We start from the raw sequence: 12,810 nt of genomic DNA on the forward strand, positions 1-12,810 counted from the left end.
CATGTCGAGAACCCTCGTGCTCGTGCGTCACGGCCAGAGCGAATGGAATTTGAAGAACCTGTTCACCGGCTGGCGCGACGTCGACCTGACCGAGCAGGGTCACGCCGAGGCCAAGGCCGCCGGCCAGAAACTCATGGCGCGTGGCATGAAATTCGACATCGCCTTCACCTCGGCGCTGATCCGGGCGCAAAAAACCTGCCAGCACATTCTCGACGCGGTCGGCCAGAGCGATCTGAAAACCATCCGCGACCAGGCACTCAACGAGCGCGACTATGGCGACCTCTCCGGCCTCAACAAGGACGACGCCCGCAAGAAATGGGGCGAGGAGCAGGTGCATGTCTGGCGCCGCTCCTACGACGTGCCGCCGCCCGCCGGCGAAAGCCTGAAGGACACCGGCGCCCGAGTCTGGCCCTATTACCTGCACGATCTGCAGCCGCATGTGCTGCGCGGCGGCACCGTGCTGGTCGCCGCCCACGGCAACTCCCTGCGCGCGCTGATCATGGCGCTCGACGGCAAGTCGGGCGAGGAGATCGTCAAGCTGGAACTCGGCACCGGCGTGCCGGTCATCTACCAGCTCAACGCCGATTCCACCGTCGCTTCGAAGGAAGTGCTGGACGACTGAGCCGGCGAACGGAGCAACCGCGAAAAAAGCGCGTTGACAGCAATCGCTTGCCCGCTTACATGAGCCCGCACCAGCCCAGATGGCGGAATTGGTAGACGCGCACGGTTCAGGTCCGTGTTCCGCAAGGAGTGGAGGTTCGAGTCCTCTTCTGGGCACCAAATTAACGGTTCAGAAACTTAGAGAAAAAGCCCGGCTCGTCCGGGCTTTTTCTTTTCAGCCAACCTCCCCTCGCGGCTAGCTCCTCAACAAACCGCTTCAAACTCCGCGCCCGCTTCGTTACGCTCAAAACCATGGCTCAATCCACCACCCAGATCTTCGGTGCCCGCCGCGACCAGGCGTTCCCCACGCTGGCCGCGGTGGATATCGACCGCATGCGCCGGTTCGGCGAGGCCAGCTTCTATGCAGCCGGCGAGCACATCATCGAAGCCGGCGATGTGGCGCCCGGTCTGATCGTCGTGCTGTCGGGCAGCGTGGACATCACCCAGGACGGCGGGCTCGGCCGGCGCGAGACGATCGTCACGCATGGCCCAGGCAGCTTCGTCGGCGAGCTGGCGCAGCTTTCGGCCCGTCCCTCGCTGGTCAATGCGCAGGCCGCCGAACCGGTGGAGGCGTTTGTCATCGCCTCGCAGCGGCTGCGCGACCTGATGGTGCAGGAGGCCAATCTCGGCGAGCGCATCATGCGGGCGCTGATCCTGCGCCGCGTCGGGCTTTTGGAGAGCGCCAAGAGCGGGCCGATCATCATCGGACCCCAGGACAATGCCGACGTGTTGCGGCTGCAGGGTTTCCTCGCCCGCAGCGGCCAACCGCACCGCGTGCTCGATTCCGGCAGCGACCCCTGCGCCAAAACCCTGGTAGAACGCTTCGAGGTCGATCCGCACCACCTGCCGATCGTGCTCTGTCCAAACGGCAGGCTGCTGATGAATCCCGGCGAAAAGGACCTCGCCCGCTGCATCGGCCTGCTGCGGCCGATCGATGCCGATACGGTGTATGACGTGGCCATCGTCGGCGCCGGCCCGGCAGGGCTGGCGGCGGCGGTCTATGCGGCCTCCGAGGGGCTATCGACGATCGTGCTCGATTGCCGCGCCTTCGGCGGACAGGCCGGTGCATCCTCGCGCATCGAGAACTATCTTGGTTTCCCCACAGGCATTACCGGCATGGCGCTGATGGCGCGCGCCTACAACCAGGCGCAGAAATTCGGCGTCGAAATGGTCATCCCGGACGAGGCGAAGCTTTTGAGCGCCGCCTCCGACGCGTCTGGCGCCCGCTATCTGCTCGATGTCGGTGATGGCGAGACCGTGCGCACGCGCAGCGTGGTGATCGCCAGCGGCGCGCGCTATCGCCGCCTCGACATCGCCAATCTGGCGCGGTTCGAGGGAACGTGCGTGCACTATTGGGCGTCGCCCATCGAAGGCCGGCTTTGCGCGGACCAGGAAGTGGCGCTGGTCGGCGCCGGCAATTCGGCCGGGCAGGCGGCTGTCTACTTGGCCAGTCATGCGCGCAAAGTGGCGCTGCTGGCGCGCGGTGGCAGCCTCGATGCCAGCATGTCGCGCTACCTGGTCGAACGCATCAAGGCGCAGCCTAACATCGAGGTGCTGACCGGGACCGAAATCGAGGCGCTGGACGGCGAAGAGGGCAATCTTGGCACGGTGCGATGGCGCGACCGCGCCAGCGGCGCGGAAACGACGCGCCCGATCCGCCATCTCTTTCTCTTCATCGGCGCCGACCCGAACACCGATTGGCTGGCGAATTGCGATGTGGCGCTGGACGCAAGGGGGTTCGTGCGCACCGGATCGGAGCTGGGATCGGCGCAGATGGAGACGAGCCGCAGCGGCGTGTTCGCCATCGGCGACGTCCGCGCCGGTTCGGTCAAACGCGTCGCGGCGGCTGTCGGCGAAGGCGCCCAGGTGGTCGCGGCATTGCATGCCTATCTCGCGCGCGCGGACGCACCTCAAACAGCAGGGAGACCATGATGGATGAATGCAGGCATACGCGCGACATCAGGAAGGTGACGCCGAGTGCGCTCGGCTGCGAGGAGTGCCTGAAGAGCGGGTCGCAATGGGTGCATTTGCGGCTCTGCCGCACCTGCGGCCATGTCGGCTGCTGCGACGACTCGCCCAACCGCCACGCCACCAAACATTTCCACGCCACCAAGCATCCGATCATCGAGGGCTACGATCCGCCGGAAGGCTGGGCATGGTGCTATGTCGACGAGGTGTTTGTCGACCTCGGCGACGACGTGACCCTGCAGAACGGCCCGATCCCGCGCTTTGTTTGAGCGGCGGCGCATGGCGACGGAATCCCGGGAAAAGCGCGATCCGTCCGGGCTTCATTGGCGGCGGTTTCCCTGCTGAACGGCCTGGCAGTCAGTCAGCGAAATACAGATATCCCAGCCACCCGGCCAGCACGATCGAGGCAGTCCAGATACAAACAATGATCACCGCCGCGTAGCGGCTCACCGGCCTGTCGGCGGCCAGCGCGGCGGTCTTTCTGTGTTCCGCCATCACCTCGGGCGGTATCATCCTGACCACGGCAAGGACGCCCAAAGGGACAAGGATGACGTCGTCGAGATAGCCGATCACCGGAATGAAATCGGGGATCAGGTCGATTGGCGACAAGGCATAGCTTGCAACACACACGGCAAGCGCCTTGGCGTACCAGGGTGTTCGGGGATCGCGAGCAGCGAGGTAGAGCGCATGCACATCGCGCTTGATCGTTCGGGCCCACTCATTCAGTGCCATCGGATGATTTTAGCGCCAAATGAAAACCGCCGATAGCGCCCGCCAGGCGCCTGCCTCCGAGAGCATCTCGAAGAGCCGATGACCGCCGGTCTACCGCACGGAGCCGGTGACGGTCGGGTCGATCATGCTGGGAACGGACTTGCGTTCGTTGCCGGCAAGCGCCGCTATGATCAGCAGGCTGGCAACCACCGGGACAAACAGGATGGCAACGCGAGCTTGCACGTAAAAGATGGCGCGCCATTCATTGCGCTTGTCGGGGCTGTTGCTCATCATACTCACTTTGTCGGTCCCCCACGCGGTGACATAGCCGCAAACGGTTAAACAACTCCTTCCGACTTCGTTAACCCAGCGGAATTGAGGCGAAATTCCCGGGCGATCCCAGAGATGGCGATGCCAGGCTTCAGTTCAGCCCGATAAGCCTGGCGCCCTGCCGGAACAGCGCCACGGCGTCCGGTTCGAAGCGGAAGGTGCCGATGAAATCGTCGGCGCAATAGTCCGGCCTTGTCTTGCGGATGGCGGCGGCGAAGCCGCGCGCCTCTTCGAGCCGTCCGGCCAGCGCCAGGCAGTGCGCGGCGATCGCCAGTATGATGGCGTGGGCGTTGGGCCGCGCCGCCGCCTTCAGCGCCCATTCGGCCGCTTCCGCGAACTGGCCGAGCCGGACATGCGCCATGGCGCGTGCGCCCAGCATGCCGAACAGCAGCGGGTCGAACGGGCTGAGATGGCGCGAGTGATCCGAAGAGCCTATCGCCGCTCGCGGGTCGCCCGACTGCGAATGCACGAAGGACAGCGCGTAGTGGCCGAGCGCGAAGTTGGGGCTGAGATCGACAGCTCGCTCGAGTTCGAACAGCGAACCGTCCTGCTCGCCGCGCAGCCACAGCGCCCGGCCCATCGCCCAATGCGCGGCCGGATTGTGGTCGTCGACCAGCAGGCTGTGTCCGGCGCTCTCGAAGGCCAGCGCGCTTTCGCGGTCGCGGTCGCCCCAGCGCTGGAAGGCGTTCTGCCAGTGGGTGAAGGACAGGCCGGCATAGGCGCGGGCAAAGGTCGGGTCGAGCTGCAAGGCCTGGGCAAAGAAATGCCGCGCCTGTTCGTTTTCCGCCTGGGTGAAGCGGTACATGTGCCAGAGGCCGCGATGGTAGGCCTCCCAGGCGTTGAGCGAGCTGGGCGCCTTCAGCATGGCGCGGTTGCGCTCGACGGTTTCGATCTCGGCCGAGATCGAGGAGACGATGCTGTTGCCGATGTCGTCGAGCACGGAAAAGACGTCATCGGGCCTGCGCTCGAACGTCTCGGCCCAGACGATCCTGGCGCTGCGAACCTCGATCAGTTCGACGCTGACGATGAGGCGGCCGGCCGGGCTGCGTACCGTGCCAGTGGCGACATAGTCGACATTCAGCCGCCGGCCGGCATCCTCGGGCGCGATGTTCTTCTCGGCCAGTGCAAACACCGATCCGCGCGCGATGACGAAGAAATCCCTGAGCTTGGCCAGGCGGGTGATGATGTCGTGGGTGAAACCATCGGCCAATCCGCCGCGCGTGCCGCCGCTCTCCTCGACAAACGGCATCACCGCCAGCGACGCGTGGCTGGGCTCGACCGGGCCGGGTACGGTGGGCATGGTGGCCACCAGTGGCGATAGCGTGGACTGGCAGGCCGCCCGAAGCGAGGTGGCCGACTGTCGGTCACGGATCGCCCGCCAGGCCGCGCGAAGCGGTGCGAAATCGAGCTCCTCCGACCGGAACAATCGCTCCGCCGAAGCCAGGTGCTGCTCTGCCGCGCCGGCCTCGCCGCGCCCTGCCAGACCGGTCAGCAGTGCTGCATGCGCACGCGTGTCGAACGGCGCCAGTTCCACCCATGTGTCGAGATGGGCGATCGCCTCCTCACTATGCGCCGGCAGGCTCGCGACAAGCCGTTCCAGCACGGCGGCATGGCAAGCGCTGAAGCGGCGGCGCTGCGCGATCAGCCAGCTGTTGAAATGCGGGCTGCGCTCGAGCTCCAGCCCGTCGAGGAAATCGCCGGCAAACAGTTTGGCCAGCGCCCGCAAGCGGTCGACCTCAAGGCTGCCGATCCCTTGCTTGGCGGCCTGGCTGACCTCCAGCGCATCGACCAGGCAATCGCTGAGATCCAGCGCGACCGTGTCGCCCTGTGTCGCGACCCGGGGTCGGCCCGGCGCGTCGAGTGCGCCGCGCAGCTTGCTCAGGCACCAGCGCAGCTCGCCCCTTGGATCGTTCGGCACATCCCACAGCAGCTCGCACAGACGGCTGCGGCTGACAGGATGCGGCGCCAGCGCCAGATAGGCCAACAGAGCGCGCAGCTTGCGTGACGACGGCAACGTAACCGGCACATCATTGCGGGAGATCGCCAGCGTTCCGAGCAGGCGCACGGAAAGGACCGGCATGTCGCCGTCCGGCCTCGATCGGCTGGATTCCACGTGCGTTTCCACGCCTGCTCCCACGCTGGCCTGTCGGCCTCTCCTGTATCACCAAACACGACACGGCGCATCCGGCAGCGGATTTCAGCGCCGGATGCAGCCATTGCCGCTGTGCGGCATGTCAGTCCTAGCGCGGCAAGGTCACCAAACCTCGCCGCCCGACCCGCCGGTTTGTAACCGGCCCGTGAAGACAAGACGCAATGACAATCAAGGAGACCAAGATGTTGCAGCAGCAGAAGATTAGAACCACGGCCGGGCGCGGCCGCCTGTTCGACAGCATTCTCGACACCGTCGGCGACACGCCGGTGGTTCGCATCAACAATCTCGGACCATCCCACGCGACGATCTACGTCAAGGCCGAGTACTTCAATCCCGGCGCCTCGGTGAAGGACCGGCTGGCGCTCAACATCATCGAGGAGGGCGAGCGCAGCGGTGCGCTGAAGCCGGGCCAGACGGTGGTCGAGGCGACCAGCGGCAACACCGGGATCGGCCTCGCCATGGTCTGCGCGCAAAAGGGCTATCCGCTGGTCGTCACCATGGCCGACAGTTTTTCGGTCGAGCGCCGCAAGCTGATGCGCATGCTGGGCGCCAAAGTGGTGCTGACGCCGCGCGCTGAAAAAGGTTTCGGCATGTACAAGAAGGCGGTGGAACTGGCCGAGGCCAATGGCTGGTTCCTCGCCCGCCAGTTCGAGACGGCCGCCAATGCCGCCATCCACGAGGCGACGACGGCGCGCGAGATCGTCAATGATTTCGCCGGCTCGCGGCTCGATTGCTTCGTCACCGGCTATGGCACCGGCGGCACGGTGGTGGGCGTGGCGCGCGTGCTGCGCCGCGAGCGTCCGGAAACCCGCATCGTGCTCTCCGAGCCGGCCAACGCGCAGCTCATCGGCAGCGGCAAGGTCCAGCAGCGCGGCGCCGATGGTGCCCCCGCCGCCAGCCATCCGGCCTTCGAGCCGCACCCGATCCAGGGCTGGACGCCGGACTTCATCCCCAACGTGCTGCAGGAGGCGATCGACACCAGCCTCTATGACGAGGTGATGCCGATCGCCGGGCCCGAGGGCATCAAATGGGCCAGGGAATTGGCGCGGAAAGAGGGCATCTTCACCGGCATTTCCGGCGGCGCCACCTTCGCCGTGGCACGGCAGGTCGCGGAGAAGGCGCCGGCCGGCGCGGTGATCCTGTGCATGCTGCCCGACACCGGCGAGCGCTACATGTCGACGCCGCTGTTCGACGGGATCGAGGCCGAGATGGATGCCGAGGAGGCCGCCCTGTCGCGCTCGACGCCCGGCTGCCAGTTCCCGGCGACTTGACGGGAGATCTGGTATGGACGCCATGCAAGAAAACCTCGGCCTGGTGGCCGAGGAAACGCTCGACCCCCTGGACTGGGCCGATGTGCAGGCCCTGTCGCACCGCGTCATCGACGATGCGGTCGATTATCTCCGCGATGTGCGCGACCGCCCGGTCTGGCGGGAGATGCCGGCCGATGTGAGAGAGGCCTTCTCGGCGCCGCTGCCGCGCTCGCCGGCGCCGCTTGCCGCCGTCTATGGCGAGGTCTCGCGCACGGTGATGTCCTATCCGATGGGCAACATCCATCCGCGCTTCTGGTCCTGGTATATGGGGTCGAGCAACTTCACCGGCGCGCTCGGCGACTTCCTGGCGGCCATCCAGGGCTCGAACCTCGGCGGCGGCAACCACGCCGCCGGGCTGATGGACAGCCAGGTGGTGAACTGGTGCAAGGAGATGCTGGGCTTTCCAGCTTCTGCCGGCGGCACGCTGGTCAGCGGCGGCTCGATGGCCAACATCATAGGGCTGACCGTGGCGCGCAACGTCAAGGCCGGCATCGACGTGCGCGAGCATGGCGTTGCTGCCATCGAGAAGCCGCTGCGCTTCTACGGCTCGGAGCAGATACACTCGTGCCACCGCAAGGCGATGGAGGCACTCGGCCTCGGCAACCGGGCACTGCGCCGCATCCCGACCGATGCCGGGCTGCGCATCGATATCGCTGCCTTGCGTGCGGCGATCACTGAGGACCGCGCGGCAGGGTTCAAGCCGGCCTGCGTCATCGGTACGGCCGGCACCGTCAACACCGGGGCGATCGACGATTTGCAGGCGCTTGCGAAGCTGGCACATGAGGAAGGCCTCTGGTTCCATGTCGATGGCTGCATCGGTGCACTGATCGCCATTGCGCCTGAAAACGCGCATCGCGTCGCCGGCATCGAACGGGCGGATTCGGTCGCGCTCGATCCGCACAAATGGCTGCACGCGCCGTTCGAGGTCGGCTGCGCCCTGGTCAGGGATGCCGCCGCGCATCGCGGAACCTTCGCTGTGACGCCGGAATATCTGGAATCGACGCCGCGCGGCCTCGCCTCCGGCGAATGGCTGCATGATTACGGCCTGCAGACGTCGCGCGGTTTTCGCGCGCTGAAGGTGTGGATGGCGCTGAAGGAGCACGGTGTCGAGAAATTCGGCCGCCTGATCGACCAGAACATTGCCCAGGCTGTCTACCTTGCCGGCTTGATCGAGGCCGCGCCACAGTTGCAGCTGGCGGCATCGCCGACCGTCAACATCGTCTGCTTCCGCTATCAGCCCGGTCTGACAGGCGAGGCTCTTAAGGCGCTCAACACGGAGATCATGCTGCGGCTGCAGGAACAGGGCATTGCGGCCCTTTCGGACACCACGGTGCATGGCGAGCACTGGTTGCGCGTGGCGATCACCAATCATCGCACACGGCGCGAGGATCTAGACCTTCTGGTGCATGAAACGGTGCGGCTGGGGCATGAGATCGCAACGCAGGGTTCCGCGCCTTCCTAGTTACGGGCAGGCATGCGATTCTGCCGCGATGATTCGGGAGATCCAGGTCGTGACGCTGTTTCGTATGGTTGCACTGGCGGCGCTGGTCTTCACCGCCTCGGCGCAGGCCGCCGACATGGCTTTCTTCGTGAAGAACCTGCGCAAGGAATCTGTCGCGGTCGAGCTGTTCAGTCGCGACCGTGAGACGGTCTGGCCGGGCAATGACAAGGTGTTCCTGATCGAACCCGAGTCGCAGAAATCCGTGCCGCTGTCCTGCAATCAGGGCGAACATATCTGCTATGGCGCCTGGGCTGACGGCAATGACAGCCTCTCGGCCGGCGTCGGGCCGGACAATGACCAGCCCTGCGACACCTGCTGCTTCATCTGCGTGGAACACTCGACCGAGACGATCGATCTGGTGCCCTAGAGCGCGGAAGTGTCGTTGGACCCAAATTAAGTCAGGGATCGGCCCGTCCGGTCCACTTCCGCGATTCAGCGCTGCATGCAATGGTCGCCCCGCGGCCGGGTGGGCCGCTTATTCGGGGGGTTATCATGTTTCATGCCTATGCGCGCCGCATGCTGGCCGCGCTGTCCTTCGTCATGCTGGTTGCGTCGGCGGCGCAAGCCGACGATGTCACCTTCGCCATCAAGAACAGCCACCCCAACGCCATGCGCGTCGAGCTCTACAGCCAGGATCGCGACTATGTTTGGCCGGGCGAGGACAAGGACTATTTCCTCGACGACGGCGAGACCAAGCAGCTGCCGATATCCTGCAACGCGGGCGAATCGATTTGCTACGGCGCCTGGGTCGATGGCGACGAGGGCACCTATTGGGGCGTCGGTCCCGGCAACACGGAAAAATGCGAGGATTGCTGCTACACCTGTAGCGGCGGCGAGACCGAGGAGATCGAACTGGTCCCCTGACCGTTTGCCAGCTTGACGGTCTTCGGGCCGGAGCCATAGCCTGTGCAAATACCCAGCGCGCGCCGCCTCGAACTGTTCAGACGCGACGTGCTTCAGGCAAAAGGAGCCCAGCTATGGCCGGCATGGTCGAAAGCGATAAGATCGACGTCGGGTTTTCCGGCAAGCGCTGCATCCATTCGCGCAACTGCGTGCTCGGCGATCCGCATGTCTTCGTGCCCAACGCGCCGGGCCAATGGATCCATCCCGAGGCGGCCAGCGTCGAGAAGATCATCGCCATCGCCGAGAGCTGCCCTTCGGGCGCCATCACCTATGTCAGGAAGGATGGCCGGCCGCAGGAGCAATCACCGGTGGTCAACACGGTGCGGCTGCGGGAAAACGGCCCGCTGGCGGTACACGCCGAGATCGTGCTCGACGGCGAGACTTCTTATCGTGCCACGCTCTGCCGCTGCGGCGCTTCGGAGAACAAGCCGTTCTGCGACGGCAGCCACAACAAATCCGGTTTTGCCGCCACCGGCGAGCCGCCGCTGAAGGACACGCTGGCGCTCGAAGCGAGGAACGGTCCGCTGAAAGTGACGCCGACCACCAATGGCCCGCTCAAGCTTGAGGGCAATCTCGAGATCGTCACCGGAACCGGCCATACGGTCGACCGTACGCAACGCGCCTTCCTCTGCCGCTGCGGCCATTCCGCCAACAAACCGTTCTGCGATGGGACGCACAAGAAGGTGGGGTTTGTGGGGTAGCTGCGATCTCCCTCCTTGAGGGGGAGATGGCCGGCAGGCCAGAGGGGGTCATCTCGCGTAGAGCGCTGGCTTCCTCTTTCGCCTCGTATGAAGTCGCATCCAGTCGTGCCGACCCCCTCTGTCGCCTTTGGCGACATCTCCCCCTCGAGGGGGGAGATTACCCGTGGCCCAGCGCTCGCGACTTTATCGCCCGCTCCGTATCGGCTAATGGCAGGGACAAATAAATTGCCACCCGGACCGCCGCCAAAAATGACCGCCAAGACCAAGCCAAAGCCGCTGTTCCTCGGGATCGACACCGGCGGCACCTATACCGATGCCGTGCTGTGGTCTGAAACGGAAGGCCCGCAAGAAGGGCCGAACAAGGGCAAGGTGCTGGCCAAGGCCAAGGCGCTGACCACACGGCATGATCTCGCCGTCGGCATTTCAGGTGCCGTCGACGCGGTGCTGCGGAAGGCCGGCACCGATCCGGCCGCGATCAAGCTGGTCTCGATGTCGACGACGCTGGCCACCAACGCGCTGGTCGAGGGACAGGGCGGCCGCGTCGCGCTGGTGATGATCGGCTTCTCCGAGGGCGACCTCGCCCGCGACGGGCTCAAGGCCGCGCTCGGCACCGACCCGGTGGTTTTTTGTCCGGGCGGTCACGACGTGCACGGCAATGCCGCCAGGCTCGACCTGTCTGGGCTGGAAGCGATGCTGCCGGAACTCGGCGCGTCGGTGTCCGGCTTTGCCGTCTGCGCCTATTTTGCCACCCGCAATCCGGCGCATGAGATCGCCGCCCGCGAGCTGATCCGCGAAAAGACAGGTCTGCCGGTCACATCGAGCCACGAGTTGTCGGCCAAGCTCGGCGGCCCGCGCCGGGCGTTGACCACTTTGCTCAACGCCAGGCTGATCTCGATGATCGACCGGCTGGTGGCGGCAACCGAAGGTTTTCTTGGAGAACGCAACATCGCGGCACCCCTGATGGTCGTGCGCGGCGATGGCGCGCTGGTTTCGGCGGCGTTTGCCCGCCAGCGGCCGATCGAGACCATTCTGTCCGGCGCGGCCGCCAGCCTCGTCGGGGCCCGCCACATGACCGGGCTCGACAACGCCGTGGTGTCCGACATCGGCGGCACCACAACCGACGTCGCCGTGCTCGATGGCGGCCGTCCCAGGCTCGATCCGGAAGGCGCCACCGTCGGCGGCTTCCGCACCATGGTCGAGGCTGTCGCCATGCGCACCTTCGGCCTCGGCGGCGATTCCGAAGTGGCGCTGGAAGATGGCGCGCTCAATCCCAGGATCCTGCTCGGGCCGCGCAGACTGGTGCCGTTGGCGCTGGCCGGCATCGCGCATGGCGTAGCGGTGATTTCAGAGCTGGAGCGCCAGCTGCGCGCACCCAATCCTGGCCGCATGGACGGCCGTTTCGCGGTGCGCACCGGCGTGCCCGACCGGCTCGCCGCCGGCCTGACCGGCGCCGAAGCCAGGCTTTACGAGGCCATTGGTGCCGTGCCGCTCGCCGTCGACAGGCTTTTGACCTCGAACGCCCAGAACGCGACGCTGAACCGGCTGGTGTCGCGCGGGCTGGTGCATGTCGCCGGCTTCACCCCGTCGGACGCTGCCCACGTGCTCGGCAAGCAGGCGAACTGGGATCCCGTTGCCGCGCGCCTCGGCGCCGAACTGTTCGCCCGCAAGCGTGACGGCCGTGGCCAGAACATCGCAGCTTCGCCGGAAGCGATCTCGGAACGGGTGCTGGTGACGCTGACGCGCTGGTCGGCCGAATATATCCTCGAGACCGCCTTTGCCGAGGATGGGCTCGATGGCGCGTCGACGGTGGCGCACGCCCTGGTGCAGCGCGCCGTCGACGCGCATCCCGGCATCGCCCGCCTGAGCGTTGCGCTCGACCGCCCGGTCATCGGCCTCGGCGCCTCGGCGCCGCTGCACTATGCCGGGCTGCCGCCGCTGATCGGCAATGACTGCGTGGTGCCCAGGGATACCGATGTCGCCAACGCGCTTGGCGCCGTCGTCGGCCAGGTCAGGGTTTCGGCCGAGGCGCGGGTCAGCCAGCCCATAGAAGGGCTGTTTCGTCTCGCCTCGGGCGAGACCGTGCGCGATTTCCTCGACGAGGCGACGGCTATCGCGGCGGCCGAGGCCGATGTCCGCGCCATCGTCGCGGAGCGCGCTATGGAGGCCGGCACCGACAGCGCCGAGATCGACGTCGCCACCGAATTCCGGGTCTCGACCGTCGAAGCCCAGCGCATGTTCATCGAGGCGCATGTGGTGGCGGTGGCCTCGGGAAGGCCAAGGATTGCGGTTTGATGTCGTGAAAACCGGTTGGCGCATTCAAGCAAATGCGCATCGCAGCCGTCAAATCGAGGATTTGGACACGGCAAGTCGCTCGAACACCGCGTGTACCCGTATTCGACTGCCGTTCGGGTCCACGATTTGCATGATCAAAAACAGCTTGTCCTGATGAAGCTTGAAGGCTGCCGACAGGGCTCGGGCCTTGGCGCTTGCCGATGTCGATCCGGGCCAATTGCCATTTCCGATCAAGGCCTGTTCCCCGTTGATCGTTTTCTCTTTCAGATTGGCCGTCCACCC

General features: G+C 65.8%; 13 protein-coding genes and 1 tRNA gene. 10 read left to right on the top strand and 4 right to left on the bottom strand.

Features of this window, described 5'->3' with window-relative positions:
• Position 1: 1 nt before the first annotated feature.
• The 4 genes from EOD15_RS02590 (at position 2) to EOD15_RS02605 (ending at position 2,897) form a co-directional block, all read left to right on the top strand.
• Positions 2-622, top strand: a complete 621-nt coding sequence (locus EOD15_RS02590) for a 2,3-bisphosphoglycerate-dependent phosphoglycerate mutase (protein WP_127321176.1) — start codon at positions 2-4, stop codon at positions 620-622.
• A gap of 73 nt (positions 623-695) precedes the next feature.
• Positions 696-780: transfer RNA gene (locus EOD15_RS02595), tRNA-Leu, on the top strand.
• A 132-nt stretch (positions 781-912) separates the two neighbouring features.
• A complete protein-coding gene (locus EOD15_RS02600) occupies positions 913-2,592 on the top strand; it encodes a cyclic nucleotide-binding domain-containing thioredoxin-disulfide reductase (RefSeq protein ID WP_127408268.1) in 1,680 nt (559 codons plus the stop codon).
• Complete coding sequence (locus EOD15_RS02605; RefSeq protein WP_164762130.1) at positions 2,589-2,897, top strand: UBP-type zinc finger domain-containing protein; 309 nt, start codon at positions 2,589-2,591, stop codon at positions 2,895-2,897. Before EOD15_RS02600 ends, EOD15_RS02605 begins: the two co-directional genes overlap by 4 nt.
• Positions 2,898-2,985: 88 nt before the next feature.
• Here EOD15_RS02605 and EOD15_RS02610 read toward each other — a convergent pair whose 3' ends face one another.
• From EOD15_RS02610 to EOD15_RS02620, 3 genes are all read right to left on the bottom strand, one after another.
• Positions 2,986-3,360 carry a YkvA family protein gene (locus EOD15_RS02610; protein WP_127269768.1) on the bottom strand — a complete coding sequence of 125 codons (375 nt, stop codon included), beginning with the start codon at positions 3,358-3,360 and terminating at the stop codon, positions 2,986-2,988.
• A gap of 90 nt (positions 3,361-3,450) precedes the next feature.
• Complete coding sequence (locus EOD15_RS02615) at positions 3,451-3,633, bottom strand: hypothetical protein (protein WP_013528612.1); 183 nt, start codon at positions 3,631-3,633, stop codon at positions 3,451-3,453.
• 127 nt (positions 3,634-3,760) lie between these two features.
• Positions 3,761-5,749: a BTAD domain-containing putative transcriptional regulator gene (locus EOD15_RS02620; RefSeq protein WP_127408269.1), complete on the bottom strand. Its 1,989-nt coding sequence runs from the start codon at positions 5,747-5,749 to the stop codon at positions 3,761-3,763.
• 254 nt (positions 5,750-6,003) lie between these two features.
• On the opposite strand from EOD15_RS02620, the gene cysK reads away from it, so the two are divergent.
• The 6 genes from cysK to EOD15_RS02650 all read left to right on the top strand — a co-directional run bounded on the left by cysK (position 6,004) and on the right by EOD15_RS02650 (position 12,528).
• Positions 6,004-7,092, top strand: coding sequence for a cysteine synthase A (gene cysK, locus EOD15_RS02625; RefSeq protein WP_127318985.1), 1,089 nt, complete (start codon positions 6,004-6,006; stop codon positions 7,090-7,092).
• Positions 7,093-7,105: 13 nt separating this feature from the next.
• Complete coding sequence (locus EOD15_RS02630; RefSeq protein ID WP_127318987.1) at positions 7,106-8,593, top strand: aspartate aminotransferase family protein; 1,488 nt, start codon at positions 7,106-7,108, stop codon at positions 8,591-8,593.
• Between the two features lie 49 nt (positions 8,594-8,642).
• Positions 8,643-8,999 (top strand): hypothetical protein, encoded by a 357-nt coding sequence (locus EOD15_RS02635; RefSeq protein ID WP_127318989.1) that lies wholly within the window; start codon positions 8,643-8,645, stop codon positions 8,997-8,999.
• A gap of 125 nt (positions 9,000-9,124) precedes the next feature.
• The gene (locus EOD15_RS02640) at positions 9,125-9,496 is read left to right on the top strand and encodes a hypothetical protein (RefSeq protein WP_027040247.1); all 372 of its coding nucleotides are present in this window, start codon (positions 9,125-9,127) and stop codon (positions 9,494-9,496) included.
• Between the two features lie 113 nt (positions 9,497-9,609).
• Positions 9,610-10,236 carry a CDGSH iron-sulfur domain-containing protein gene (locus tag EOD15_RS02645; RefSeq protein WP_127318991.1) on the top strand — a complete coding sequence of 209 codons (627 nt, stop codon included), beginning with the start codon at positions 9,610-9,612 and terminating at the stop codon, positions 10,234-10,236.
• Positions 10,237-10,485: 249 nt separating this feature from the next.
• The gene (locus EOD15_RS02650) at positions 10,486-12,528 is read left to right on the top strand and encodes a hydantoinase/oxoprolinase family protein (protein WP_127318993.1); all 2,043 of its coding nucleotides are present in this window, start codon (positions 10,486-10,488) and stop codon (positions 12,526-12,528) included.
• Positions 12,529-12,576: 48 nt separating this feature from the next.
• Here the strand turns inward: EOD15_RS02650 and EOD15_RS35635 are convergent.
• A partial coding sequence (locus EOD15_RS35635) for a hypothetical protein (protein WP_185928965.1) occupies positions 12,577-12,810 on the bottom strand: 234 nt, incomplete at its 5' end.

Origin of the sequence: Mesorhizobium sp. M7A.T.Ca.US.000.02.2.1 (genome assembly GCF_003996995.1) — a bacterium.
Taxonomy (GTDB): Bacteria; Pseudomonadota; Alphaproteobacteria; order Rhizobiales; family Rhizobiaceae; genus Mesorhizobium.

Excerpts from the sequence above, each read along its gene's own strand:
- EOD15_RS02630 (WP_127318987.1), top strand. The coding sequence starts at position 7,106 with ATGGACGCCATGCAAGAAAACCTCGGCCTGGTGGCCGAGGAAACGCTC.
- EOD15_RS02650 (WP_127318993.1), top strand. The coding sequence starts at position 10,486 with ATGACCGCCAAGACCAAGCCAAAGCCGCTGTTCCTCGGGATCGACACC.
- EOD15_RS02640 (WP_027040247.1), top strand. The coding sequence starts at position 9,125 with ATGTTTCATGCCTATGCGCGCCGCATGCTGGCCGCGCTGTCCTTCGTC.
- EOD15_RS02610 (WP_127269768.1), bottom strand. The coding sequence starts at position 3,360 with ATGGCACTGAATGAGTGGGCCCGAACGATCAAGCGCGATGTGCATGCG.
- EOD15_RS02620 (WP_127408269.1), bottom strand. The coding sequence starts at position 5,749 with ATGCCGGTCCTTTCCGTGCGCCTGCTCGGAACGCTGGCGATCTCCCGC.
- cysK (WP_127318985.1), top strand. The coding sequence starts at position 6,004 with ATGTTGCAGCAGCAGAAGATTAGAACCACGGCCGGGCGCGGCCGCCTG.
- EOD15_RS02590 (WP_127321176.1), top strand. The coding sequence starts at position 2 with ATGTCGAGAACCCTCGTGCTCGTGCGTCACGGCCAGAGCGAATGGAAT.
- EOD15_RS02605 (WP_164762130.1), top strand. The coding sequence starts at position 2,589 with ATGATGGATGAATGCAGGCATACGCGCGACATCAGGAAGGTGACGCCG.
- EOD15_RS02615 (WP_013528612.1), bottom strand. The coding sequence starts at position 3,633 with ATGATGAGCAACAGCCCCGACAAGCGCAATGAATGGCGCGCCATCTTT.
- EOD15_RS02645 (WP_127318991.1), top strand. The coding sequence starts at position 9,610 with ATGGCCGGCATGGTCGAAAGCGATAAGATCGACGTCGGGTTTTCCGGC.
- EOD15_RS02600 (WP_127408268.1), top strand. The coding sequence starts at position 913 with ATGGCTCAATCCACCACCCAGATCTTCGGTGCCCGCCGCGACCAGGCG.